The 22777-nt window shown below is 68.0% G+C and carries 23 protein-coding genes, 2 pseudogenes and 1 other annotated feature; of the genes and pseudogenes, 12 read left to right on the top strand and 13 right to left on the bottom strand.

Annotated features, from left to right (window positions below; all coding sequences use genetic code 11):
• Window positions 1-89: 89 nt before the first annotated feature.
• The 3 genes from ASF08_RS05475 to ASF08_RS05465 all read left to right on the top strand — a co-directional run bounded on the left by ASF08_RS05475 (window position 90) and on the right by ASF08_RS05465 (window position 2128).
• Entirely contained in the window at window positions 90-770 is a 681-nt protein-coding gene (locus tag ASF08_RS05475) for a hypothetical protein (protein ID WP_244474462.1), read from the top strand.
• Between the two features lie 5 nt (window positions 771-775).
• Window positions 776-1231: a GNAT family N-acetyltransferase gene (locus tag ASF08_RS05470; protein WP_056142339.1), complete on the top strand. Its 456-nt coding sequence runs from the start codon at window positions 776-778 to the stop codon at window positions 1229-1231.
• A gap of 141 nt (window positions 1232-1372) precedes the next feature.
• Complete coding sequence (locus ASF08_RS05465; protein ID WP_056142337.1) at window positions 1373-2128, top strand: class I SAM-dependent methyltransferase; 756 nt, start codon at window positions 1373-1375, stop codon at window positions 2126-2128.
• A 98-nt stretch (window positions 2129-2226) separates the two neighbouring features.
• Window positions 2227-2327: a sequence feature (AL1L pseudoknot), on the bottom strand.
• On the opposite strand, the pseudogene ASF08_RS05460 reads toward ASF08_RS05465, so the two are convergent.
• A pseudogene (locus tag ASF08_RS05460) lies at window positions 2259-2628 on the bottom strand (transposase); the annotation flags it as partial. Its footprint overlaps the feature before it by 69 nt.
• Window positions 2629-2920: 292 nt before the next feature.
• On the opposite strand from ASF08_RS05460, the gene ASF08_RS05455 reads away from it, so the two are divergent.
• Window positions 2921-4357: an 8'-apo-carotenoid 13,14-cleaving dioxygenase gene (locus ASF08_RS05455; RefSeq protein ID WP_056142335.1), complete on the top strand. Its 1437-nt coding sequence runs from the start codon at window positions 2921-2923 to the stop codon at window positions 4355-4357.
• Window positions 4358-4392: 35 nt separating this feature from the next.
• Here ASF08_RS05455 and ASF08_RS05450 read toward each other — a convergent pair whose 3' ends face one another.
• Both ASF08_RS05450 and ASF08_RS05445 read right to left on the bottom strand, forming a co-directional pair.
• A complete protein-coding gene (locus ASF08_RS05450) occupies window positions 4393-5868 on the bottom strand; it encodes a protein adenylyltransferase SelO (protein WP_056142332.1) in 1476 nt (491 codons plus the stop codon).
• Between the two features lie 164 nt (window positions 5869-6032).
• Entirely contained in the window at window positions 6033-7019 is a 987-nt protein-coding gene (locus ASF08_RS05445; protein WP_056142532.1) for a cation diffusion facilitator family transporter, read from the bottom strand.
• 443 nt (window positions 7020-7462) lie between these two features.
• On the opposite strand from ASF08_RS05445, the gene ASF08_RS05440 reads away from it, so the two are divergent.
• The 4 genes and pseudogenes from ASF08_RS05440 to ASF08_RS05435 all read left to right on the top strand — a co-directional run bounded on the left by ASF08_RS05440 (window position 7463) and on the right by ASF08_RS05435 (window position 8860).
• Window positions 7463-8089, top strand: coding sequence for a hypothetical protein (locus ASF08_RS05440; protein WP_056142329.1), 627 nt, complete (start codon window positions 7463-7465; stop codon window positions 8087-8089).
• Window positions 8040-8357 (top strand): annotated as a pseudogene (locus tag ASF08_RS23795) (DUF3768 domain-containing protein); the annotation flags it as partial. The gene ASF08_RS05440 and the pseudogene ASF08_RS23795, both read left to right, overlap by 50 nt.
• 102 nt (window positions 8358-8459) lie before the next feature.
• Window positions 8460-8606, top strand: a complete 147-nt coding sequence (locus ASF08_RS25150) for an SHOCT domain-containing protein (RefSeq protein ID WP_162238941.1) — start codon at window positions 8460-8462, stop codon at window positions 8604-8606.
• A complete protein-coding gene (locus ASF08_RS05435) occupies window positions 8603-8860 on the top strand; it encodes a superinfection immunity protein (RefSeq protein WP_056142326.1) in 258 nt (85 codons plus the stop codon). Before ASF08_RS25150 ends, ASF08_RS05435 begins: the two co-directional genes overlap by 4 nt.
• A gap of 338 nt (window positions 8861-9198) precedes the next feature.
• Here the strand turns inward: ASF08_RS05435 and ASF08_RS05430 are convergent, their stop codons facing one another.
• The 10 genes from ASF08_RS05430 to ASF08_RS05385 all read right to left on the bottom strand — a co-directional run bounded on the left by ASF08_RS05430 (window position 9199) and on the right by ASF08_RS05385 (window position 17195).
• Window positions 9199-9873 carry a glutathione S-transferase family protein gene (locus tag ASF08_RS05430; RefSeq protein ID WP_056142323.1) on the bottom strand — a complete coding sequence of 225 codons (675 nt, stop codon included), beginning with the start codon at window positions 9871-9873 and terminating at the stop codon, window positions 9199-9201.
• A 118-nt stretch (window positions 9874-9991) separates the two neighbouring features.
• Window positions 9992-10762 (bottom strand): molybdopterin-dependent oxidoreductase, encoded by a 771-nt coding sequence (locus tag ASF08_RS05425; protein WP_056142319.1) that lies wholly within the window; start codon window positions 10760-10762, stop codon window positions 9992-9994.
• Window positions 10759-11403 carry a cytochrome b/b6 domain-containing protein gene (locus tag ASF08_RS05420; protein WP_056142318.1) on the bottom strand — a complete coding sequence of 215 codons (645 nt, stop codon included), beginning with the start codon at window positions 11401-11403 and terminating at the stop codon, window positions 10759-10761. Before ASF08_RS05420 ends, ASF08_RS05425 begins: the two co-directional genes overlap by 4 nt.
• Window positions 11404-11463: 60 nt before the next feature.
• Window positions 11464-11940 (bottom strand): peptide-methionine (R)-S-oxide reductase MsrB, encoded by a 477-nt coding sequence (msrB, locus tag ASF08_RS05415; RefSeq protein ID WP_056142529.1) that lies wholly within the window; start codon window positions 11938-11940, stop codon window positions 11464-11466.
• A 72-nt stretch (window positions 11941-12012) separates the two neighbouring features.
• Window positions 12013-12726, bottom strand: coding sequence for an NrsF family protein (locus ASF08_RS05410; RefSeq protein ID WP_056142315.1), 714 nt, complete (start codon window positions 12724-12726; stop codon window positions 12013-12015).
• Window positions 12719-13309 (bottom strand): sigma-70 family RNA polymerase sigma factor, encoded by a 591-nt coding sequence (locus ASF08_RS05405; protein WP_056142526.1) that lies wholly within the window; start codon window positions 13307-13309, stop codon window positions 12719-12721. Before ASF08_RS05405 ends, ASF08_RS05410 begins: the two co-directional genes overlap by 8 nt.
• Before the next feature lie 103 nt (window positions 13310-13412).
• On the bottom strand, window positions 13413-13655 hold the full coding sequence (locus tag ASF08_RS05400; RefSeq protein ID WP_056142311.1) for a pentapeptide MXKDX repeat protein: 243 nt from the start codon (window positions 13653-13655) through the stop codon (window positions 13413-13415).
• A gap of 82 nt (window positions 13656-13737) precedes the next feature.
• Window positions 13738-15759 (bottom strand): protein-disulfide reductase DsbD family protein, encoded by a 2022-nt coding sequence (locus ASF08_RS05395; RefSeq protein WP_162238942.1) that lies wholly within the window; start codon window positions 15757-15759, stop codon window positions 13738-13740.
• Between the two features lie 74 nt (window positions 15760-15833).
• The gene (locus ASF08_RS05390) at window positions 15834-16472 is read right to left on the bottom strand and encodes an NrsF family protein (protein ID WP_056142305.1); all 639 of its coding nucleotides are present in this window, start codon (window positions 16470-16472) and stop codon (window positions 15834-15836) included.
• A 27-nt stretch (window positions 16473-16499) separates the two neighbouring features.
• Entirely contained in the window at window positions 16500-17195 is a 696-nt protein-coding gene (locus ASF08_RS05385) for a DUF1223 domain-containing protein (RefSeq protein ID WP_056142302.1), read from the bottom strand.
• Between the two features lie 325 nt (window positions 17196-17520).
• Between ASF08_RS05385 and ASF08_RS05380 the strand changes: the two genes are divergently transcribed.
• The 4 genes from ASF08_RS05380 (at window position 17521) to ASF08_RS05365 (ending at window position 22684) form a co-directional block, all read left to right on the top strand.
• Window positions 17521-18087, top strand: a complete 567-nt coding sequence (locus tag ASF08_RS05380; protein WP_056142522.1) for a fasciclin domain-containing protein — start codon at window positions 17521-17523, stop codon at window positions 18085-18087.
• Window positions 18088-18306: 219 nt separating this feature from the next.
• Window positions 18307-19536, top strand: coding sequence for a DUF3095 domain-containing protein (locus ASF08_RS05375; protein WP_244474461.1), 1230 nt, complete (start codon window positions 18307-18309; stop codon window positions 19534-19536).
• Window positions 19533-21278: a patatin-like phospholipase family protein gene (locus tag ASF08_RS05370; protein WP_056142295.1), complete on the top strand. Its 1746-nt coding sequence runs from the start codon at window positions 19533-19535 to the stop codon at window positions 21276-21278. Before ASF08_RS05375 ends, ASF08_RS05370 begins: the two co-directional genes overlap by 4 nt.
• A gap of 116 nt (window positions 21279-21394) precedes the next feature.
• On the top strand, window positions 21395-22684 hold the full coding sequence (locus ASF08_RS05365; protein ID WP_056142293.1) for a nucleotide disphospho-sugar-binding domain-containing protein: 1290 nt from the start codon (window positions 21395-21397) through the stop codon (window positions 22682-22684).
• The last annotated feature ends 93 nt before the right edge of the window (window positions 22685-22777 follow it).

Raw genomic sequence — 22777 nt, 5'->3', positions numbered from 1 at the left:
AGGATCTGAGTGCGGTCTTGCAGGTCTCGCCTCGACCGGTCCTTTCACTTGGCGGTCTTGGGACGTTCGACGAGCACGGGATATTCCCGTTGAACGTGCTACGTCATGGCAGTCTCGTCTATGGCTACACCACAGGCTGGAGCCGGCGCGTCTCGGTTCCGGTGGAGACCGGGATCGGGCTCGCGGTGAGTTCCGACGAAGGCCTTTCCTTCGAGCGCCAGGGAGCCGGGCCTGTCCTCTCCGCCTCCCTCGGCGAACCGTTCCTCGTCGGCGACGGCTTCGTCCGCGTGGTCGATGGCCTGTTTCACATGTGGTACATCTTCGGCGTCATGTGGAGCGTCCCGGAACCCGGCGCGGCACCGGAACGCGTGTACAAGATCGGGCATGCGACCTCGACCGACGGCGCCGTCTGGACGAAGGAGGAGGGCCGCCGGATCGTCCCAGACCGGCTCGGTCCGGACGAATGCCAGGCGCTCCCCTGCGTGTTCGACCTCGACACCCGCAGACACATGGTGTTCTGCTATCGGGAGCAACTCGACTTCAGGACGAATCCCGATCGCGGCTACCGGATCGGGCATGCTTGGTCGGACGATGTCGTTCATTGGACGCGCGACGACGCGATGCTACGCCTCGATGGATCGTCGGGCACCTGGGACGCGGAGATGCAATGCTATCCGCACGTCTTCACCTGCGACGGCGCGACATACCTGCTCTACAACGGCAACGCCTTCGGCCGGTTCGGTTTCGGCGCCGCGCAACTCGAACCGTGACGGCAATGCGTGTCGAGCGGAACCGATCCAGGCCCGAGGACGTCCTGGCGCACCTCACCATCTGCGACGCGGCCTTCACCCCGCCGCTCGGCTTGCGCGTGGCGCTTCCAGATTATGCCGCCAAACTCGTGGCGCGGGCGGAACGGTTCGAGATGTGGGAGAACCAGACCCTCGTCGGACTGGTCGCGGTCTATTGCGACTCTGCCGAACGGGACTGCGCCTTCGTCACGAGCGTCAGCGTGTTGCCGAACCTCACACGTGCCGGTCTCGGACGCCGCCTCCTTGAGGAGGCAATCACGCATGTCCGCGATCTCGGGTTTCGCCGGCTTGCTCTCCATGTCGATCGCAGGGCCGCCGCGCTCCGTCTCTACGGCAGACTCGGTTTCACGGCCGATGCCGGGGCGGGAGAGGTGCTGTACCTGTCACTCGATTGCCTGCATTCACCAGAACAGAGGCCCTGACGGGTCGCCGGAATCGATGAAGGACAAAATACTCTCGCACATCGGCGTCGATGCCCGACGGCCGGCCAGGATAGTCTGGCCGATGGGATCCCGACACGGTGGTGAACGTGGGGCGAGAGGGCACTTTGGAGGGAGTCAGCCATGACCGGGCCGCGGGATTTTGACAGAGAAACGAAGGATGTGGAGGGGCACCGCTACGCCTACGATTTCGACCTCGAGGTCATGCACAAGTATATGGTGCGCGCCTTCGAGCCGTTCTTCCGTACAGGCCGATTGCTCGAGTTGGGCAGTTTCCGGGGCGATTTCACGCGGCGCCTGACGCCGTTCTTCGCAGACGTCACCTGCGTCGAGGCTTCGGGCGAGGCGATCGACGCGGCACGGAAGCGGCTGAATCCGAGTGTGAGCTTCGTCCACGCAACCTTCGCCGAGGCGGCCCTGTCCGTTCGCTACGACACTGTGATCCTGACCCATGTTCTCGAACACCTCGACGACCCGGTAGGTGTCCTGAGGCGCGTCAACGACGAGTGGCTGTCGGACGGCGGCCGGCTCTTCATCGCATGTCCGAACGCGAATGCCCCGTCCCGGCAGATCGCCGTGAAGATGGGTCTAATCCCCCACAACACCGCCGTGACCGAGGCGGAACGTCAGCATGGTCATCGGCGCACCTATACCCTCGACACCCTCGAGCGTGAGGCTGCGGCGGCGGGCCTTCGTGTGCTCCATCGCTCAGGCGTCTTCTTCAAGGCTCTCGCCAACTTCCAGTGGGATGCCCTGCTCAAGACCGACATCGTCTCCCCTGCCTATTTCGACGGATGCTATGAACTCGGTCAGGTCTACCCCGACTTATGCGCGAGCATTTTTCTGGTTTGCGAGAAGGGGCCTCGGGATCGGGCGTAATAGGATTGGCGCATGTCGTGAGAACCGCTCACGTGCTCCATCGTCCGCCCCGATGTGAACCGCTCCGAGCCCCCCGAAGGCCATTGGGTTCGGGTCAGGCGGCCAAGGTGTGCACCCTGTTGAGAGCCTTTCGGTGATCGTCGATAAAGGCGATCATCTCCGCGACCGGCGGTCGAGCTCCGCCATCGCAAAATACGCGCTGGCCTTGCGCAGGATCTCGCTGCGCGGTCCGTCGGTTCGTTGGCCTGACGCAGTTCGCGATTCTCGCGCTCCAGTGTCTTGATCCGCTCGCGTTCGTCCGTGCTCGGGCCACCCCGCTGACCCTTGACCCGTTCGGACTACCGGATCCAGTTCCGGAGCGTCTCCCCCGAACAGCCGATCTTGGCCGCGATCGAACTGATCGCCGCCCATTGCGAGCAATGCTCGCCTTGGTGGTCCAGCACCATCCACACCGCGCGGGCACGGACCTCACGAGAATACGGTGGGGTTCGCTTCGTCATGGCCCCATCCTCTCAAGAGGTGGAGCCTCCGGGAAACCCGGAGCGGTTCAGGTTCCAGGCCCTTAAATCGAGACCTAGTTTGCAGAGATGCCCTTGGGCGATGACGCCCAAGGCGGACATTTGCACCCGGTCAAGCGGACACATGGCGCGTGGGTCCACAGTAGGGTCTTGTACACAGATCCGCGACGGAGCCTTCTCTATAGGCAGGGCCGTCGTCCTCGTCCGGTGACGGAGGATCCCCCGCGTTAAGACGCCCCCCCCGCCGCACTGCACCGCACCGAGAATGCGACCGATGCCGAACCCTTTCGAATCCAGCCTGCGTGTCGCCGCCGAGGGCCTCGTCGCGCTGGTGGCGGCCTGCAACCGGCTACGCCTGCCGCAGACGCCGCACCCGTTCGTGGTCGGCGTGCACGCGCCGATGCGTGAGGAACTGACGCTGTGGGACCTGCCCGTGACCGGGGCGATCCCGGCTGGGCTCGACGGACGCTACTTCAAGATGGGCGCCAACCCTGCCAGTCCGACGCCGCGCGGCCACGACTGGTTTCTAGGCGACGGCATGGTGCACGGCTTGCGTATCGAGGGCAGCAAAGCCCTGTGGTACCGCAACCGCTGGATCGGCTCGCGGACGGCAGCCGCGGCACTCCGCCGGCCCGCTGCGCCTGGACCACGCCGGGGCGATGATACCGTCAACACCAACGTCGTCGAGATCGGCGGCCGCGCCTTCGCCGTGGTCGAGGCCGGCAGCTTTCCCGTCGCTCTGTCCGACGATTTGGAAGTGCAACGCTACGATCCGTTCGACGGCACGCTCACCGGCTCCTTCAGCGGCCACCCCCACCGCGACCCGGAGACCGGGGAGACACATGCCATCGCCTATGACGGCCGCGTCTGGGACAGCGTGCGCCACGTCGTCGTCTCGCCCGCGGGCCGGGTCGTGCGCGACGTGTCGATCCCGGTCGAGCACGGCCCCTGCATCCACGATTGCGCGATCACGGCGCGTTTCGTCGTCGTGCTGGACCTGCCGGTCACCTTCTCAATGCGGGCGGTGCTGGCCGGCCACCGCTTTCCGTTCCGCTGGAATCCCGCCCACCACGCCCGCGTCGGCCTGCTTCCCCGGCACGGCACGGCCGCCGACATCACGTGGTGCGCGGTCGAGCCGTGTTTCGTCTTCCACGTCGCCAATGCCTACGACGACGCGGATGGGCGGGTGGTCCTCGACGTCGTCGCCTACGAGAGGGTGTTCGCCTCGGCCGGTGGCGGCCTCGATACGCCGGGCCAGCTGGAGCGCTGGACCGCCGACCCCGCGACGGGGCGGGTCGACCGGCGGGTGATCGACCCCGCGGCACAGGAGTTCCCCCGGATCGACGAGCGCCGCTTCGGGCGGCCCCACCGCTACGTCTACACGGGCTCGGTCCCCGCCGACGGTAACACGCAACTCGTGGGCGCGACGCAGATCTACAAGCACGACCTGGCGACGGGGGAGCGGCGCGTGCACGAGTTCGGCGCCGACCGTGTCCCGGGGGAGTTCGTATTCGTGCCGACGGGGCCGGAGAGCGGCGAAGACGAGGGGTGGCTTGTCGGGCTCGTCATCGACACGGTGAGCGACACGACGGACTTCACAATCCTCGACGCACGCGCGTTCGAGGCGCCGCCCGTCGCCAGGGTCCGGCTTGGGCACCGGATCCCGCCGGGCTTCCACGGGAACTGGTTTCCGAATTATAGGGCCGAATGACGATCGTGGGGTGACGCGGACGCCGACGCGCGCGTTCACGTGCCGCAGAACGTGCGGTAGTCCGCCCTGCCGCCCTGGGGCGCCTCGGCGTAGCGGGCATGGGCGGGCTGGTCGTCGTAGGGCCGCGACAGCACCGCCAACAGCTCTTCGAACGGGCCGAAATCGCCTTGCTCGACCGCCGCCGCGATCATCGCCTCGACGTGGTGGTTGCGCGGGATGAAGGCCGGGTTGACGGCGCGCATCGATGAGGCCGTCGCCGCGGGGTTCCGTCCCCCCTCGGCCAACAGCTTCCGCCAGCCTACGGCCCAGGCGTCGTACTCGGTCGGGTCGACGAACAGGTCGCGCACCCCGGCATCCGCCTCCGGCCGCTCGGCCGCGTCGCACAGGCGGCGGAAGGTCAGGGTAAAATCGGCCCGGTTCTCCGTCATCCGCGCCAGCAAGTCGTCCGCGAGCGCGACGGCTCCGTCCCGTTCCGCGGACAGCCCGAGCTTGTGCGCAAGGCCATCGTGATACGCTTTCTCGAAGCGCGGGCCGAACCCGGCGAGCGCCGCCTCGGCCGCGGCGACCGCCGCCTCCTCGTCTTCGGCAAGAAGCGGCAGAAGAGCCTCGGCGAGACGGGTGAGGTTCCACAGGGCGATCCCGGGCTGCTGGCCGTAGGCGTAGCGCCCGTGCGCATCGATCGAGCTGAAGCTCGTGCGCGGATCGTAGGCGTCGAGGAAGGCGCAGGGACCATAGTCGATCGTCTCGCCGGCCACCGACATGTTGTCTGTGTTCATCACTCCGTGGACGAAGCCGACCAGCAGCCAGGCCGCCACGAGGTCGGCTTGGCGGGCCACGACGCCGTCGAGCAGCGCCCGGTAGGGATGCTTTGCAGACAATGCTTCTGGATAGTGCCGGGCGAGGGCGTGGTCGGCGAGCGCCCGCACCGCCTCTGCGTCGCCCCTGGCGGCGAAGTACTGGAAGGTGCCGACCCGGATATGGCTGGCCGCCACGCGGGCGAGCACCGCCCCGGGCAGCCGGGTCTCACGCACGACCAACTCGCCGGTGGCGACTGCCGCCAGCGCCCGTGTGGTCGGGATGCCGAGCGCGGCCATGGCCTCGCTCACGAGGTACTCGCGCAGCACCGGCCCGAGCGCCGCCCGGCCGTCGCCGCGGCGAGAGAACGGGGTCGGGCCCGCGCCCTTGAGCTGGATGTCGTGGCGCTGCCCGTCACGGTCGACGACCTCGCCGAGCAGAACGGCGCGCCCGTCACCGAGCTGCGGCACGAAGTTGCCGAACTGGTGCCCGGCGTAAGCCGTCGCGATCGGCTCGGCACCTTCAGGGACGCTGTTCCCCGCGAGCATCCCCACCCCGGCGGGGCCGGCGAGCCAATCCGGGTCCATGCCGAGGTTCGCCGCCAGCGCGCGGTTCAAACGGATCAGGCGCGGGCCTGCGACGGGTGTCGGGGCACGGCGGGCGAAGAAGCGGTCCGGCAAGCGGACGTAGCTGTTGTCGAATGGGATCGTAGTCATGGTCAGGAGTTATGGGCGACCACGCCGGCGGACAAGCACCTTCCGGGGACCGGTCGGCCATCCGGGTGATGTAGCGGGGTGAGCGCATACAAAACTACGTGCGCCGGTTTAGATGCAGCTTCGAAGGCCCGCCGTGTCGGGCACCACCGCCCCGCGCCCCCACCTTAGACGACGTGGTCGGGTTCGAGCGCGCAGTTCGCGTTCGCGCTGGTCTCGACCTGCAGGGTGGTGTGCCCGATCCCAAACTTCAGCTTCATCTCGTCGGCCGTCCGCATCAGGAAGTCGTCGCCGGGATGGCCTTCCGGGATGACGAGGTGGGCGGTCAGCGCTGTCTCGGTGGTGCTCATCGGCCAGATATGGAGGTCGTGCAGGCCGACGACCCCCGGCATGCCCCGGAGGTGTCCGTCCACAGCCACGGGGTCGATGCCGGGCGGAACGGCGGCGAGGGCCATCACGACGCTGTCGCGCAGGAGTCCCCAGGTGCTCCAGACGATGACGGCCACGATGGCGAGGCTGATGACCGGGTCGATCCATTCCCAGCCGGTGAACAGGATCGCGAGGCCGGCCAGGACCACGCCGGCCGACACGGCGGCGTCCGCGGCCATGTGCAGGAAGGCGCCCTTCAGGTTGATGTCGCCCTTGGCCCCGGCGACGAACAGCCAGGCCGTCACGCCGTTCACGATGATGCCGATGGTGGCGACCACCATCACGGTCGTTCCAGCCACCGGCACCGGCTGGCCGAACCTCTGGACCGCCTCCCACGCGATGGCGCCCGCAGCGACCAGCAGGAACACCCCGTTGAACAGGGCGGCGAGGATCGAGGAGCCCTTCAGCCCGTAGGTATAGCGCGAGGTCGGGGCACGCTTCACCAGTACGCTGGCGCTCCATGCGACCAGCAGGCCAAGTACGTCCGACAGATTGTGTCCGGCATCCGCCAGCAGCGCCACCGAGTTGGCGAGCACGCCGTAGGTGGCCTCGACGGCGACGAAGCCCACGTTGAGGGCGATGCCGATTGCGAACGCCTTCCCGAAATTTGCGGGTGCGTGAGTGTGGCCGGATCCATGAGCATGCTCAGCGTGGCTGTGACCCGCATGTGCATCGTGATCGTGCGCATTCTGACCTTGGCCGGCATTTTCATCGTGCGAGGTCATCATAGTCCCGTTCCGTTCTTCGTTACTTAGTAGCTGGTTCCGGGCATATGGCGACGGTCGATGCGGCGCCTTCCCATGAGGCCAAATCGAACCTACAACCTCTAGTGACTAGAGGTGCAAGCCAAAAGATTTCGGCCATTCTCATGAGAGAATTGTCACCTCGGTACACCTGAAACGTGCTGACTATTTGCTGTCACGAGCCGGTAGGGCTGATGCCTAGACCGAACGCCCGTCTCAAACTTGAGCTCGATATTAGGACTATAATCTTATAATATGATGGTCGCTGCGGGCCTTTTCGCAGCCTACTGGATGCCCCCGATGACCCTGCCGTTGCACCGCTTACCGACACCCGAGCCTTACCGGCAGCAGGTGGGTGCATCCTCCCCCTCACGCTCAACGCAAGGCGGCCTCCGGGCCGCCTTCGTCGTTTCTGGAGCCCTTTGATGACCCTAAACATCGCAATCAGCACAGCCGCCACCATACCGCACGGCCTGATCCTGTTCGGCCGCGACGAACGACAGCGCCCCCACTCCTCGCGCTTTGCCGCTGGCGAGAGGGCCGAGGCCGAGCGTGCCGCTGGGCTGATGGGCATGCACGTGATCGAGATCAGCGACGATACCCAACACAGCCTTGCCGCCGGCCTACCGAAAGGACGCTTGTTCGGGAGCGGCAAAGCCTTCGTGCCGTTCGTCAAAGCCGAGGTGTTTGACCGGCTCGTCGCGGCGGCCGGCCTGCCCGACGTTGCCGTGCCCATTAGGGCTTCAGGCAAGGCCGCCAGCGCCCCTCCGGCGTCAAGGGGCGGGGCAAGTGGCGACGCAGGCGCAGGAGGCCCTGGCGGCCGTTTCAAGGCACCCGTCGATTGGCCTGAGATCGAACGCGGTTGCCTTGTGCTCGCCTGCGCTGGCCCCCAGCAGGGCTGGTTCGAGGCAATCATCATGTACACCACGGCCGACGACGCGTTCGAGCTTCAGTGGCGCGACTGGCCGGACGATGGGCTGATCACCCGGCACCGCAGCGAGCTTGGTTTGCTGCCGCCCGGCGCGGTGCAGAGCGCAAAGCCAGGGGCATGAGCCGCCCGGCCCCCATCAGCGTCGAGGCGGATCCCGCCTCGACCACCCACACCAACCGGGTGCGTCCCATCGACGATGCCTTCCGCCGGAGCTTTGTCGGCGGCCATGTGATGCTGTCGCGTGGGGGCGCCAACCCTGCCCGTGGAGCGCCGGCGCGAAGCCGGGGCGGCGGTGCCAAGCGTTCGAAGCCTTCAGCGTCGCCGACGACCCTTATAACGAGCACGATTTCGGCGCTTTCGACCTCGCTGGGCCGCGTTGCTTCTGGAAGATCGATACCTACGACCGCTCCATGGTCGGGCATTCGACCAACCCGGCTGACCCTGCAGCCGGTGCCGTGCCCGCTTCAATTGGCGCTGCCCCCTCAGGCCCTGTGCCGGCTCAACCCCTCGCGCAGCCACAGCGTGACGTGATCGCCGAGATCGAGGGGCTGGCGCAGCTTCGCGCCAACGGTAGCCTGTCGGAAGCCGAGTTCGAAGTGATGAAGGCGCAGGCCCTGTCGCAGGCGCGCGGCGCGTGAACAACGACACAGCCTGGGTGTTGGTCGCGGTCACCGTTTGCATCGCGATCTACGGCCTGCCGTCGATCATCGCCTTCCACCGACGCCATCCCAACCGCTGGGTCATCCTGGCGGTCAACGCCCTGTTCGGTGGGACGCTCGTGGGCTGGGTCTTGGCGTTGGTCTGGGCGCTGCACGCGGTGCATCGGCGGGAGCAGCCCGGCGCCTCGCAGGGAGGGGAGTCGGGGTTGAACCTGTTCGTCAACGACACTTAGCTGGCGGCCCTCGTGGCAGCCCCTCACAGGGATAGTGGCGGACTCGAACGGCCCCCCTTTCGCCGGCCGATGCAGTGCGGGAACTCGAACGCCTCGGCGATCTCCGCACCGCCGGTCACATCGATGACACTGAACACCGGATGCTCAAAGCCATGATCTTTCGAAAGATGTAGGGCGAATGGCTCTTATCGACCCAACATTGCCGAACAGGCGGATTTGCGACATTCCCGGAAGCGGACGTTCGCTGGTTGAACGTTCCGGAGTTTCCCTCGCGGCGGCGAGACGACAGAGACGGCGCGACGACCAGCTATGGGGGCGTTCCAGGGCGATGACGATCGTCAGGACTTGAGGTGTCGGAACATGTTGGCGCGGGCCTCGTCGTCCATTTCTGGCTTGAAGGCGAAGCGGTCCTTGAGACCGACCGCACGCACCGCAGCCGGGCGAGCGGCGATCTCATCGTGGTGGCGCTTGAGGTGGGGCAACTCCGCCCAGGCCGTTTCGCCGAGAACGAAGGGGATCATTCGGGCCCATCCCCAGGCACTCATATCTGCGATGGTATACTCGTCGCCCACGAGATAGCGGCGCTGCGCGAGGTGTGCGTCTAGCACGTCGTAGTGACGGCGTGCCTCGAAGCTGTAACGCGCCTGGGCATAGGGCACCTGCTCCGGGGCGAAGTGCCGGAAATGGACCGCTTGGCCGGAGAACGGCCCGACGCCCGTCGCGACGAACATCAGCCAGGACAGGAGCGGAGCTCGGTCGCTACCCAAGGGCGGCAGGAATCGTCCGGTCTTCTCGGCCAGGTAAAGCAGTATAGCATTGCTGTCGAAGATCACGTCCGCGTCGTCGACGAGGACCGGCACCTTGCCGTTCGGATTGAGGGCCAGGAAATCAGGCGCGAACTGGTCACCCTTGCGGGTGTCGATCGGGATGGGCTCGTAGGGCAGTCCGAGCTCCTCCAGCAGCAGCGCGACCTTCGTCGGGTTCGGAGAGCCATTGAAAAAAAAATTCAGCATTTCAAAACCTCATGCCGTTCCGGGAGCCGGTGGCCGCCAAACCGCTCGGCAACACCCGTTTAGCTGCGATCCACATGTCATCGATCGATGGATGTCGGGCGATTCACGTTCAGACTCACTACAGCCCGGAAAACCAGTTGTAGCCCTGATCTTCCCAGTAACCGCCCGGATAATCGTTCGTCACCGTAATCGCCATGATGTGCTTCGGGTTCTTGAACCCGAGCTTCGTCGGGATGCGCAGCTTCACTGGGAAACCGTATTTCGGTGGCAGGGGCGCGCCGGCGTAGTCGAGCGCCAGGATCGTCTGGGGGTGAAGCGCGCTCGGCATGTCGATGCTTGTCCAGTAGTCGTCGCCGCAGGCGAAGCGGACGTAACGTGCGGTCGTGTCGGCCCCGATCCGTTCGAGGAAGGTGCGGAACGGGACCCCAGACCATTGCCCGATGGCGCTCCAGCCCTCCACGCAGACGTGGCGGGTGATCTGCGCTTCCTGCGGCAGGGTCCTCAGCCGGTCGAGCGTCCACGGTGTCTTGTCGGAGACGAGACCGGCGAGTTCGAGCTTCCAGGTCGAACCGTCGATCACCCGGATCTTGCTCGCCGGATAATAGGCGTTGAAGGGAAAGTCCGGGGTGATGTCCGCGACATCGAAGGTCGGGGCAAGACGCGTGCTTCCGAATAGGGCGCCCTGAACGCGATCGTTCAGCCGCGAGATGCCACCGAGGATGCTCTCCACCTGCGGGTTGTCCGAGAGGTCGCACCCGCCGAGTGCGAGGCTTCCCGCCGCGACGAGGCCGCCGCGGAGGAACAGGCGTCGGTCGGCCCGAATAAGGTGAGTCTCGGGAATCGTGATATCCGGACGTGGACGGCGGAGAAGGCGATCGAGGGGCTTCATGGCTTCACCACGTGGTTGCGGCCGAGATGGAGCTCACGGCCGATGATCATCGTCGGAAGCGTCTTCGGAACCAGGAGCACCAGGGCGAGGTGCACCGCCACGAAGCCAGCGATGCCGGTCATGGCGAGGAAATGGACGATCCGGGCCGTGTCGTAGCCGCCCAGCAGCGCTGTCAGTGGCGCGAACTGGACCGGCTTCCAGATCGCGAGACCGGAGAGCACGATGACGATCCCGATGAGCAGGACCGCGACGTAAAGGAGTCGCTGCACGGCGTTGTAGACGCCCGGGTCGTGGGGGAGCCGGAATTTCAGGGCCGCGACGAAGTCATGCGCGATCTCGCGCGGCCGCAGGGGCATGAGGCGCCGGCGCAGGTGGCCCGAGGCGAGACCATAGGTCAGGTAGACGAGGCGGTTGGCGACGAGGAGCCACATTCCGGCGAAGTGCCATTGCAGGGCCCCGCCGAGCCAACCGCCGAGGGTGATGGCCTTCGGGAACGCCCAGTCGCCGAAGATCGGTGAAGCGTTGTAGATGCGCCATCCGCTGGTGATCATGATCAGCATGGCCAGAGCGTTCACCCAATGGGTGATCCGGACGACGAGGGGGTGGATCGGGCGCTCGGCCCGTGGCGAAGGGGGATGCATCGGGACCGTCCTGAAGGGTTGCTGGCTTGCGGAGCGTTGGACCCGAAAAGCGGGATCGTTTCAGGCGGGCTCGAAGCGCAGCGCGATGCCGTTCATGCAGTAGCGCTGCCCCGTGGGCTTCGGTCCGTCGTCGAAGACGTGGCCGAGATGGCCGCCGCAGCGGCGGCAATGCACCTCCGTCCGGCTCATCCCCAGGCTGGAATCCGTCGTCGTGCCCACGGCCTCCACGAGGGGGGCGGTGAAGCTCGGCCAGCCGGTTCCGCTCTCGAACTTCGCGCTGGAGGCGAAGAGCGGCTGGTCGCAACCGGCGCAGACGAAACGACCGGCGCGCTTCTCGGCGTTGAGCGGGCTCGAGCCGGCGCGTTCGGTACCGTGCTGGCGCAGAACCGCGTAGCCGGCGGACCCGAGTTGGGCCCGCCAGGCGGCCTCGCTCTTCACGACGGCGAAGGTTCCGGCCAGGGCCCCTCCGGCGGCGCGAAGGAATGTCAGGATGCCGAGCGCCGAGACGCCGGCCGTGAGGATCTGTCTGCGGTCCATGATGCCGAGCTCCATGATGGCGAGTTCCTTGCCGAGGCCCTGGACTGTCATTCGCCCTGTGGATCGAGCAGGTTACAGGTCGGCCTCGCGGTGCCGGCCTCGCGACCCTGCGGTTCTGTCGAGAAGGCGCCCGCCGAAGAGACCGTTCAGGCCGACGACCATGAGGACGGCGACGAGGTGAACCAACAGGTCCGTCGCGGTGGCGTCGTGCGGATGAAACGGCACCAGCAATGCCGCGGCAGCCGCTGCTGCGGCGAGTCCCCCGAGGGCCGCCGTTAGATTGGGGCGTAACGGACAGGCCCGCCGCAGCATCAGCACCAGCAGGACGGACAGCGGCAGCGAGACCCCCATCAGGAACACGAAGCAGCCTCGCATCTCCTCCGGCTCGGCGAGGTTGGCGGCCGGCGCGAGCCAACCGCGAAGGCAGCCGAGCCCACTGGCGCCGAGCCAGAGGACGAGCGGGGGAAGCGGGAGCCATGACCAGGCCGCGCTTCGGCCGGGCACGCTGCTCTGGAAGGCGGCAAGGGCGGCCGCGATAGCCGTGAGGATCGCGCCGACGGCCGCCCAGTGCAGGTCCGGCACGGCGAGGCGCGCCCGCAATCCCGAAAGGTCGGACATCGGCACGAGGAGGAGCCCCACCGTGAGCACCGCACCGGACCAGATGAGGGTCCGGCGCCCCGGGCTCGGGAGCCGGCGGACCGGCGTGAGCGATTGAGCCAGATCCTCGACGAGGTCGTGGGTGGACGGGACTTGAGTGGATCGGTCATGGGTGGCCGGATCAGGCATCCGTGCCCTCCTTACGGGATGAGAGAGAGACGCGGAGGGCCTTCAGACCGCGATGGAAGTTGACCTTGAGCGCACCCTTGGTCCGCCCTGTGAGCGTTGATGTCTCGTCGAGGGACAATTCGCGTAGGGCGATGTGCTCGATCGCCTCCCGCTGTCCTTCGGGGAGATGCGCGACGGCCGTAGCGAGGATCGCTGCGCGCTCGCGACGCTCCAGGTCGTCACCCGGCATGGGACCGGCGTCGGCACGCGCCTCATAGGCGAGCGGCTCATGCACTTCCTTCGGACGACGCCCCTTGCGGCGCAACGCGTCGACCGCCCGCCGCTGTGTAATGGCGCGCAACCACGGCAGGAACGGGCGGGCCGGATCGTAGGTCGCCCGTGCCTGATGGAGGGTAAGCAGGGTGTCCTGCACAACGTCGTCGAGAGCTGCGCCCTGAACCCCCTTGGCCCGTGCCATCGCGGAGATCACCGGCACGCAATCGCGCAGGAGCGCCCGGTAAGCGGCGGCATCGCCGACCTGCGCCGCCTGCATCGCGGCGGACAGGGACGCCTCGCCGGACAATGCCGCTGATTGAACAGGCATGGGAGCAGGGATTCCGGACGCTGCGGGGAGAGCCGGCGAGAAACCCGGCATGAGGAACGGGCGGCCCGGAAGGCCGACCCGCGCCGTCCGCATGAGTCCGAACTTACTTCTTCATAGAGTCCTTGGCCATGCTGTCTTTCGCCATCGAGTCCTTGGCCATGCTGTCCTTGGCCATGGAATCCTTGCTCATCCCGTCCTTCTTCATGCCGTCCTTGGCCATGGAGTCTTTCGCCATGCTGTCCTTGGCCATGCTGTCCTTGGCCATGGAATCGACGGCATAAGCCGGGGCCCCGGAGACGGCGGTGGCGAGGACGAGAGCAGCGGCGACGCGGAAGAGAATGCTCATGTGAGGTTATCCTTCTGGGATGTACCGAACATCTTGGCGGTACTGGACTGTGTTTCGGCGGGGCGCCGACGACGGTTACAGGTCAGGGCAAAAATTCCGTCGTTGTCTTGTTTGCGTTCTCGCGCTCCGCCCGCACGATGGCAGCCCGCATCGTTGCCGGCGTCAGCAATTCCGGCAGGGCTTCTCCGCGCGGCAGACCGGGCCCGTAGACGGCCACGAGCGGAATCCCGAAACGTCCGAAGTGGCGCAGGAAGGCGAGGATGGCCGGGTCGGCCTGCGTCCAGTCCGCCCGCATCGCGACCGTGTCCGGCGCCGACAGGCGCGCACGGTTCTCCGCGCGATCGAGGGTGGTGACATCGTTGAGCCGGCAGGTCAGGCACCAGGACGCCGTCACGTCCACGACGACGACCTTGCCCTCCGCCACCAGGGCCGCGATCGCCTCGGGGGCGAAGGCGCGCCAGGGTCCACCCTCCGTCCGAGCCACCGGGGAGGGTCCGAAGCCGGACGGCCACACCGTGACGGGGACGAGCGCGAGGACGAGGGCCGCCGTGACCAGGCTTCGGCGACGATCGGGAACGCGCGGCGGTCGGCTCAGGGCGAGCCAGCCGAGGAGAAGGGTCAGGATACCCGCCAACCCCATCGCCCGAGGAATGCCGGCCAATTCGGCGAAGACCGTCATGAGCCACGCGGCCGTTCCGAGGAGAAGCAGGCCGAACCCGCTCCGAAGCCGGATCATCCAAAAGCCCGGTCGCGGCAGCAGGCGCGTCCAACCCGGTTTCAGCGCGAGGAGCGCGAAGGGGAGCGCCATTCCGAGGCCGAGCGTCGTGAAGACCAGCAGGATATCGACATGTCCCCGGGTCAGCGCGAAGCCCACCGCGCTTCCGACGAACGGGGCCGAGCAGGGCGTGGCCAGCAGGGTGGCGAAGGCGCCGGTGAGGAAGGCCTCCGACAGGCGGCCGGACCCGCGCAGCGATCCGAGCGCGGCGATCGGACGGGGTAGCCCGATGGTGACCCATTCGAACAGGCTCGCGGCGAACAGCACCGTGAGCAGGGCCATGCCGGCGAGAAACCACGGCGCCTGGAACTGGATGCCCCAGCCGATACTGGCGCCCGAGGCCTTCAGGACGATCAGAACCAGGGCGATGGCGAGGAAGGACGCGACGATGCCCGCCGCCGTGGCGAGGAGTTCGGCCCGGACGCCTCGCTGATCCGCTCCGGCTGCCCGCGTCAACGCGAAGACCTTCAGGGACAGGACCGGCAGGACGCAAGGCATCGCATTGAGGACGAGGCCTCCGATCAGGGCCGTCGCCAAGATGGCGAGCCACCCACCCCAGCCGATGCCATCCATGGGCGAAACCGTGAATTCGGCGCTGCGCAGGCCATCGACCAGGGTGACGCGGAGATCGGTATCCGCGACGTCCGGCGACAGATCCAGGGCGAGCCGGGCCGTGTGCCCACCGTCGGACAGGGCAACCGCCGGAGGGGTGGTCACGGCCCCCTTCGGACCCTCGACGAACACGTCCGGCGCCATGAAGGCGCTGCCTTCGCTGGTCACCCGCAGGACCAGGCGCCGATCGTCCGGCGGTCCCTCGCGGGCCTGCCCGACGACGGCGAAACCCGCAGCCTCCGGGGGGCCAGGGATGCGCGCGTGCGCGGCATTGATCAGTCCCGCCTCCGCCGAGGGCCGATCCGTTCCCGCTGGTAGCGCGAGGTCGAGGGTCGCACGATAGGGCACGCAGACCTCGCCGCAGACCGCGTGCACGAGGCGCAGGTGAAGGTGCGCGGCCCCGTCGCCGCGCCGTGCGAACCGGAGGGGCAGGACGGTCCCAGATTCGTACACGAACGTCTGGAGGTCGCCGACGGTGAGGCGTCGCGGTGCGGGCCAGGCGATGGAGTCGAGCACGACCCCTTCCGATCCGCTCCCGTCGAAGGTCGGGGCGAGACCGGCATCGCCCGGGCTACGCCATGCCCCGTGCCAGCCGTCACCGAACCGAAACTCGAGGGCCGCCTCGACGGGCGATCCACGGCTCGCGGCGTCCGTGGCCGTCACGAGCCGCACCGCCGCCCTATCGTCGCCGATCCACGCGGTGGACGCCGCGCGCACCGGGAAAGCTCCGAGAAGGAAGAGGGCGAGGCACGCGAGCAGCCTTCGCCGAACGGGGTCGCGCAGGACCATCGTCAGGCGCTCGCGCGGAGCAGGCGCCGGCCGAAACCGGCACCGGCTCCGGAGAGCAGCGCCACCGCGAGCGCGTGCAGGGCGAGGTCGTTCAGCGCCATGGCGAGGGTGTGGAACAGGCCCAGGATCGACGCCGCGGCGGAGGCCGCCGCTAGACCCGCGAGGCCGCCGCTCAAGGATGGATGGAGGGCGTAGCCGCCTTTCAGGATCGCGGCGAAGAGCAGCGCGAAGGGAACGCCGATCCCCAGGATGAATCCGACGCAGGCGCAGGCTTCCGACAGGGAGATCGGCGCTCCGTGCTCCGCGCCTGAGACACTCGCCCCGATCCAGAGCGCGAGGCTCGGCGCGGGCAGAATGGCCCAGCGCGGATCACGGTCGGGCAGTGTCGCGAGGATCGCGGCGGCCGCCGCCGTCACGGCGGTGGCGATCGATCCGATGGCCGCCAGAACGAGGTCCGGGTCTGCGGCGTGGCGCGAAAGCGCGCCCCGCAGGTCGGCGACCGCCGCGAGGCCGGCGCCCGGGAAGGCGACGACGAGGAGCCAGCCGAGCACGCGCCGGAGCGGTGAGCCCAGAGGCCGTACCGGGACGAGCCCTCCGGCCAGCCTGTCGATCAAGCGCGTATGCGGCGAGCCGGCGGGCATTGGCGCCTCGTCCCGAAAGGCCATCGCTTAAGCGCCCGGCACAAGGCGTGCGGCTCCGAGGATGCGGCCGTCCGATTGCTGGACGATCACGGCAGCATCCTGCCCGGCCGGCAGCGCCTCGCTGAACTCCAGTGGCTCGCCCGACCAAGTGCCGAGGGTGCGCAGCGAGCGCACGACGTTGGCCTGCACGAGGGTGCGTCCGCTGTTCTCGCCCCGTGCCACGGGGGTGCGTAGGGACCGGTCGAAGCCGACGAGGAACACCTTGGCGCTACCCTTACCGGCCCCAACCGTCACGGCAAAGCGGCCGTTCCGGCGCACGATCGCGATCTCGGTTTCGGCGCCCATCTCGGCCCGGGCTGCCGCGACCGCCGAGGTAGCCTCCGTGCGGCGCGAACCCACAACGCTCCTGCGTCCGTCGATCACGAGCTGCGGCGTGAAGTTTCCCTCGCCAAGATGCCCCGCATAGGTCGCCTGCCGCTCGGTCGCGCCCTCAAAGGACGCGGTGTCCTTCCAGCCGAGATCGTCCCAGTAAGTGACGTGGAATCCCAGCGCCAAGAGGTCGTCGCGGCCAGCGAGCTCGCCGAGCAGCGCTTCCGCCGGCGGGCAGGACGAGCACCCTTGCGACGTGAAAAGTTCAACCACCACTGGCCGGGCCAGCGCAGGGCCGGACACGAGCAGGACCGGTCCCAGCGCGAGGAGTAGAGGAATGAGGCGGGACGACATGGCGTGCTCCGGGACGATGCGGGATACAAGTCATTCGTCGGAGGCGAAGCCTGGTTACAGGCCTTTTATGACGAGGGAAATCTTAGACCCATCGTCCGTCCACTTCCCCAAGTCACGCTTTGTGTCTCATCGCTCCTCGGCCGCGACGAGCCTCGCTCACGGCAGGGACATCACTTCGAAGAACAAGAAACTTTCCCTCTTCAAGGCGGCCAGGATGAAATCATTCTCCCCAGCAAGGCTTGCCTGAAACTTCTCCGTACCTCCGGCCGTAACGATCGACGACCCCGCACGACGGGGCCGACAATCGGAGTTACGCATGACACGCATGTTCAAGGTCGCAAGCCTCACCGTCGCCATGGCACTCACCGGCGCCGGCGCATTCGGCACGGCGGCCCAGGCGGCGGAAGAGAAGACGGTGATGGTCGGTGGCGCGCCGATGTACCCGTCGAAGACCATCGTCGAGAACGCGGTCAACTCGAAGGACCACACCACCCTCGTCGCCGCGGTCAAGGCCGCCGGTCTCGTCGAGACGCTCTCGGGCAAGGGTCCGTTCACGGTGTTCGCGCCCACGAACGCCGCCTTCGCCAAGCTGCCGGCCGGCACGGTCGATACGCTGGTGAAGCCCGAGAACAAGGCGACGCTCACCAAGATCCTGACCTACCACGTGGTGGCCGGCACCATGACGGCGGCCGATCTCCAGAAGGCGATCAAGGCCGGCGGTGGCAAGGCCATGCTGAAGACGGTCGAGGGTGGCAGCCTCACCGCCGAGGAGAAGGCCGGCAAGATCGAACTCGTCGATGGCAAGGGCGGCATGTCGACCGTCACGATCGCCGACGTGATGCAGTCGAACGGCGTCATCCACGTGGTCGATACCGTCCTGATGCCGAAGTAAATTTCGCGTTTCACCGCCTTTCGAGGCTGTCCGGATCTCGTCCGGGCAGCTTTTTTTGTGTCGATTGCGTGAATTCCAGTAATGCGGAACGAGGTGCTCCGACCGAAAGATTCATGGTGGCCGCGTAACCGAGTCGGGTAACGTGGCGAAACCCAATGGCGGCCGCTCGCCAAAAATCTTGCCCCGCGGAAGATGTCGAAGGCGAAAGGATGCTCGGCGATGCCTGCGCGCCACGCCCTAACGGACGTCGAAGCCGGGCCGGGCTCGCCTACATGCCCGCAGATGGGTCAGGCCGAGGCGAGCGTGTCGGTTCCTTTTCGCTACGCCGACGTGCCACGTTTCACACGATTTTCCGACGTCCTCGACGAAACCCGTTACGTCCCGGTGCCGGACACATGGTGGATCGCCCTGTGCGACGTGGTGATGTCGACCCGGGCCATCGAGGATGGGCGCTATCGATCGGTCAACATCGCCGGCGCCGCCCTGATCACGGCCGTGAAGAACGCCCTTCCTGGCGCCGACCTGCCGTTCGTCTTCGGCGGTGACGGTGCGACCCTTCTCGTCCCACCCGAACATCGCGCCACGGTCGAGGCGGTGCTGGCCGAGACGGTGACGTGGGTGCGCGAGGCCCTCGGGCTCGATCTGCGGGCCGCGCTGATCCCGGTCGCGGCGGTGCGCGAGGCTGGCCGGGACCTCCGTGTCGCGCGCTACGCGGCCTCCGCCCATGTCGACTACGCGATGTTCTTGGGCGGCGGCCTCGCCTACGCGGATGCCGCGATGAAGCGCGGGCTCGACGCGATCCCGGCGGCTCCGGCCGGTGCGAAGCCTGATCTCACCGGCCTGTCCTGCCGGTTCGAGGCCGTGCCCGCGCGGGATGGGCTGGTCCTGTCCCTGATCGTCGTGCCCGGAGAGGGCGCGGATCGAGAAGCCCTCCTTGCCACCCTCGGCGCCATCCTGGCCGAGGTCGATGCGAGCCCCGGCATGGGGCGCCCTCTGCCGGAATCGGGACCACCGATGCGACCGCCCTGGTCAGGCCTCGTCGCTGACGCGCGGGCGGAAGGGACGCTGGCGGGCTCGGGGCTCCTGCGCGGGGCAGCGATGTTCGTGACGCGCGGCGCCGCCTTCGCGCTGTTCAGTCTCGGCCTGCCGTTCGGACGCTTCTCGCCACGTCGCTATCGACGGCGGCTCGCCGCCAATGCCGATTTCCGGAAATACGACGACGGGCTCCGCCTCACCGTGGCCTGTCCCGTCGCCACGGCGGATCGGATCGAGACCCGCCTCGCCCTCGCGCAAGAGGCGGGGTTGGTGCGCTACGGCATCCACCGACAGGATGCCGCCGTCGTGACCTGTGTCAGCCCCTCGGTCCTGCACGACGACCACGTCCATTTCGTCGATGGTGCCGATGGCGGTTACGCGCGGGCGGCCGCCATGCTCAAGCGACGGCCATGACGGGACCGGAGATTCCGTTCCTTGGCGGATTGGACGTCGAGGCCGCTGCCGCGGTGCGCGCGCGCATGGTCCCGGTCTCGGTGGCCGGAGGCAGCACGCTGTTCGCGCAGGGCGAGGCCGGGGATGCGCTCTACACCCTGGTCTCCGGTGCCATCGGGATTTCCGCCGATGCCACCATGGGCTCGCCACGCCGGATCGCCCGCCTGCGTCCACCCGAAAGTTTCGGCGAGATGGCGCTGCTGTCGCCGGCCCCTCGGTCGGCCACGGCCACGGCCCTTCGCGATTCGTGTCTGCTGCGGCTGACGCGGGCGGATTTCGAGGAGGTGGTCGAGCACCATCCCCGGATGCTGCTCTATTTCGCCCGGCTGCTCGCCGAGCGCATGCGCGCGACGCAGATGGGCGAGGCGGTTCGCCACGCATCGCGCAGCGTCGCCGTGCTCGCCGTCACCGAAGGGCTCGATGCGGCCGCCTTCGGGCAGGCCCTGGCCAGCGCCTTTGACGACACCATGACCGGGACCACGGGATGCCTCACCTGCTGGCCGGATGGGGCCGACGAGGCATGGTTCCACGACTACGAAAACCGTCACGCCCGCACGATCTTTGTGGCCCACGAGGTCGGCTGTCCGTGGTGCCGCCTGTGCCTGCGCCACGCGGACCATGTCCTGCTGCTGGCCGAGCCCGGCCGGCCACCGCGACCCGGGGCCGCCGCCTGGCTCGGGAGCCTCAGATCGGACTGGATCCGGATGGATCTCGCCGTCCCGCAGACGGCAGACGCAATCCTGCCCCGTGCCCTTCACCCGGACGTCGCCGCGTTGCCTGCGGCTCTCCGCATTCCGGTGCGGGCAGGCAACGCGGACGATCTCCGCCGGCTCGCGCGTCTCGCGAGCGGCACGGCGCGCGGCCTCGTCCTCGGCGGCGGCGGTGCGCGCGGGCTCGCCCATCTCGGCGTGCTGCAGGCCCTGGACGAGGCCGGCTGCGCTCCCGACTTCGTCGGCGGCACCAGCATGGGGGCCGTCGTCGCCGCGAGCCTCGCCATGGGGTGGAGCATCGAGCGGATCCGCGCGCGGACCCTCGACTTCTTCGTCGGGCACAATCCCCTCAACGACTACACGCTGCCCTATCACGCGCTGACCCGCGGGGCGAAGGTCGATGCGGGCTTGGCCGCATGGTTCGGCGGCGCGCGGATCGAGGATCTCTGGCTCCCTTTCCTGTGCGTCTCCTCGAACCTGACGACGGGCTCGGCGATGGTCCATCGCTCCGGCGACCTGCCGGGGGCGTTGCGCGCCAGCATCGCGATTCCGGGCCTGCTCCCGCCGGTCTGCACCGAGGAGGGTGTGCTGGTGGACGGTGGGATGATGAACAACCTGCCGGCCGACGTGATGGCCGGCCTGGAGCGGGGGCCGGTGCTCGCCATCGATGTCGGCAGCGACCGCGCCTTCGGCGACATGCCGGCGCGCTCCTGGCGCGGCCGCATGATCCGGCGGATGCTCGGTGTCCCCGATGCCATGCCGGGCATCGCGCCCCTGCTGTTGCGGGCGGCGACGGTCTCGGGGGACGCGCAATCGATGATGGCGGTGGGCCACGCCGCCGCCCTGCTCAAGCCGCCCCTCGCCGGCATCGACCTGCGGGCCTGGTCGAGCTTCGAGGCGATCGCCGAGATCGGCTACCGGCACACCAGGGAGGCGATCGCAGAGGGCCGGCTGCGGGCATGGACGGAGGGCGTCGGCCTGCGGCGGACATGAGCGCCGCTGGGAAGAACGGTGCGCAGGCGCACGCGCCCGGAGGCTCGGCATGTAACCCTTGGGTGCGCCGCAGCGATTGCCTTGCATCGCAACCGACGCATCGAGGACGTACCGCCATGAAGGTACTGATCGCCGCCACGGCCCTCACAGGGCACATTACCCCGCTCCTCGCCGCCGGCCGGCTTCTCGCCGCACGCGGGGACAGCGTCGTCATGACCACCGCAGAGGAGTTCCGCGATAAGATCGAGTCCGCTGGCCTGCGCTTCGCGCCCATCGACGACGGCCATGCCGCGGAATACCGCGAGACCGGCCTGCCCGCAGGGCCCGAGCGCTACCGGCGCGAGTTCGCGCGGCGCTTCATCGACCCGATCCCAGTCCAGTTCGAGGCCCTGAGCCGGCTCGTCGAGGCGGAGCGGCCTGACGTGATCGTCGCCGGAAGCCTGTTCCTCGGCGTGCTGCCCCTGCTGCTCGGCTCCCGGCCGCGTCCGCCCATCGTCGTCCTGAACGTCAGCTTCCTGTTCCTCGACAGGCCCGACGACGCACCGGTCGGCCTCGGTTTGCCGCCGGCCCGAACGGAAACGGAGCGCGCCCATTACGCCTTACTGAAGGCCGGCATGGACGCCGCCTTCGTCGATCCCGTGCGTGCCTATGCGGATGCGCAACTGGCTCGGCTCGGCCTGCCGCCCCTGCCGGCATCGCTTCCGCATTCCATCGCCATTCTCCCGGACCTGTTCCTCCAGCCGACCGTCCCCGAGTTCGAGTACGATTACGGGACGCTGCCGCCCAATCTTCGCTTCACCGGCCTGCTGCCGGTTCCCCCGACACATGCGCCGCTTCCGGATTGGTGGCGTGCCCGCGACGTGACCAAGCGTGTCGTCCTGGTCACCCAAGGGACCCTGGCCAACGCGGATTTCGGCGAACTGATCGAGCCGACCTTGGCGGCCCTGGCGGATCGCGACGACCTTCTCGTGGTCGCGACCACCGGCGGTCGCCCGGTCGAAGCCCTGAGCGGGCCTCTGCCCGGCAATGCCCGGGTCGCGCCGTTCCTTCCGTTCGACGCGATGCTTCCGGACATCAGCCTCCTCGTCACGAACGGAGGATACGGCAGCGTCTCGCAGGCGCTCGCGGACGGGGTGCCCATCGTCTCGGCGGGACTGACCGAGGACAAGGCGGAGATCGGAGGGCGCATCGGCTGGTCGGGCGCTGGCTTCAACCTCGCGACCAATAATCCGACGGCCCGCGCACTCCGCGAGGCGATCGATACGGTGCTCGGGCAACCCCACTTCCGGGCGCGGGCCGCGTCCCTCGCGCGGGCCTTCGCGGGACTGGATTCGGGTCGGGCCGTTCTCGCCGGGATCGACGACGTAGTTCGGGGCGGGCCGATCGTCCGGGGGATCGCCGCATGACCGCGATATCGATTTCCGGCCGCCCCCGGACCGCATCGGTCCAAGATCGCCCGCACGATGCCAGGGCACGAACGCCCCGGATGATCGCGTTCG

Origin of the sequence: Methylobacterium sp. Leaf85 (assembly GCF_001422125.1) — a bacterium.
GTDB classification, from domain to species: Bacteria; Pseudomonadota; Alphaproteobacteria; order Rhizobiales; family Beijerinckiaceae; genus Methylobacterium; species Methylobacterium bullatum.
The sequence above is the reverse complement of the archived record's forward strand: the minus strand, read 5'-3'. Positions and strand labels throughout refer to the sequence as shown.

Excerpts from the sequence above, each read along its gene's own strand:
- ASF08_RS05455 (WP_056142335.1), top strand. The coding sequence starts at position 2,921 with ATGCCGAACCCTTTCGAATCCAGCCTGCGTGTCGCCGCCGAGGGCCTC.
- ASF08_RS05390 (WP_056142305.1), bottom strand. The coding sequence starts at position 16,472 with ATGCCCGCCGGCTCGCCGCATACGCGCTTGATCGACAGGCTGGCCGGA.
- ASF08_RS05420 (WP_056142318.1), bottom strand. The coding sequence starts at position 11,403 with ATGCATCCCCCTTCGCCACGGGCCGAGCGCCCGATCCACCCCCTCGTC.
- ASF08_RS05465 (WP_056142337.1), top strand. The coding sequence starts at position 1,373 with ATGACCGGGCCGCGGGATTTTGACAGAGAAACGAAGGATGTGGAGGGG.
- msrB (WP_056142529.1), bottom strand. The coding sequence starts at position 11,940 with ATGGACCGCAGACAGATCCTCACGGCCGGCGTCTCGGCGCTCGGCATC.
- ASF08_RS05440 (WP_056142329.1), top strand. The coding sequence starts at position 7,463 with ATGACCCTAAACATCGCAATCAGCACAGCCGCCACCATACCGCACGGC.
- ASF08_RS05445 (WP_056142532.1), bottom strand. The coding sequence starts at position 7,019 with ATGACCTCGCACGATGAAAATGCCGGCCAAGGTCAGAATGCGCACGAT.
- ASF08_RS05380 (WP_056142522.1), top strand. The coding sequence starts at position 17,521 with ATGTTCAAGGTCGCAAGCCTCACCGTCGCCATGGCACTCACCGGCGCC.
- ASF08_RS05375 (WP_244474461.1), top strand. The coding sequence starts at position 18,307 with ATGCCTGCGCGCCACGCCCTAACGGACGTCGAAGCCGGGCCGGGCTCG.
- ASF08_RS05365 (WP_056142293.1), top strand. The coding sequence starts at position 21,395 with ATGAAGGTACTGATCGCCGCCACGGCCCTCACAGGGCACATTACCCCG.
- ASF08_RS05425 (WP_056142319.1), bottom strand. The coding sequence starts at position 10,762 with ATGAAGCCCCTCGATCGCCTTCTCCGCCGTCCACGTCCGGATATCACG.
- ASF08_RS05410 (WP_056142315.1), bottom strand. The coding sequence starts at position 12,726 with ATGCCTGATCCGGCCACCCATGACCGATCCACTCAAGTCCCGTCCACC.
- ASF08_RS05400 (WP_056142311.1), bottom strand. The coding sequence starts at position 13,655 with ATGAGCATTCTCTTCCGCGTCGCCGCTGCTCTCGTCCTCGCCACCGCC.
- ASF08_RS05370 (WP_056142295.1), top strand. The coding sequence starts at position 19,533 with ATGACGGGACCGGAGATTCCGTTCCTTGGCGGATTGGACGTCGAGGCC.
- ASF08_RS05405 (WP_056142526.1), bottom strand. The coding sequence starts at position 13,309 with ATGCCTGTTCAATCAGCGGCATTGTCCGGCGAGGCGTCCCTGTCCGCC.
- ASF08_RS05385 (WP_056142302.1), bottom strand. The coding sequence starts at position 17,195 with ATGTCGTCCCGCCTCATTCCTCTACTCCTCGCGCTGGGACCGGTCCTG.
- ASF08_RS05470 (WP_056142339.1), top strand. The coding sequence starts at position 776 with ATGCGTGTCGAGCGGAACCGATCCAGGCCCGAGGACGTCCTGGCGCAC.
- ASF08_RS05430 (WP_056142323.1), bottom strand. The coding sequence starts at position 9,873 with ATGCTGAATTTTTTTTTCAATGGCTCTCCGAACCCGACGAAGGTCGCG.
- ASF08_RS05450 (WP_056142332.1), bottom strand. The coding sequence starts at position 5,868 with ATGACTACGATCCCATTCGACAACAGCTACGTCCGCTTGCCGGACCGC.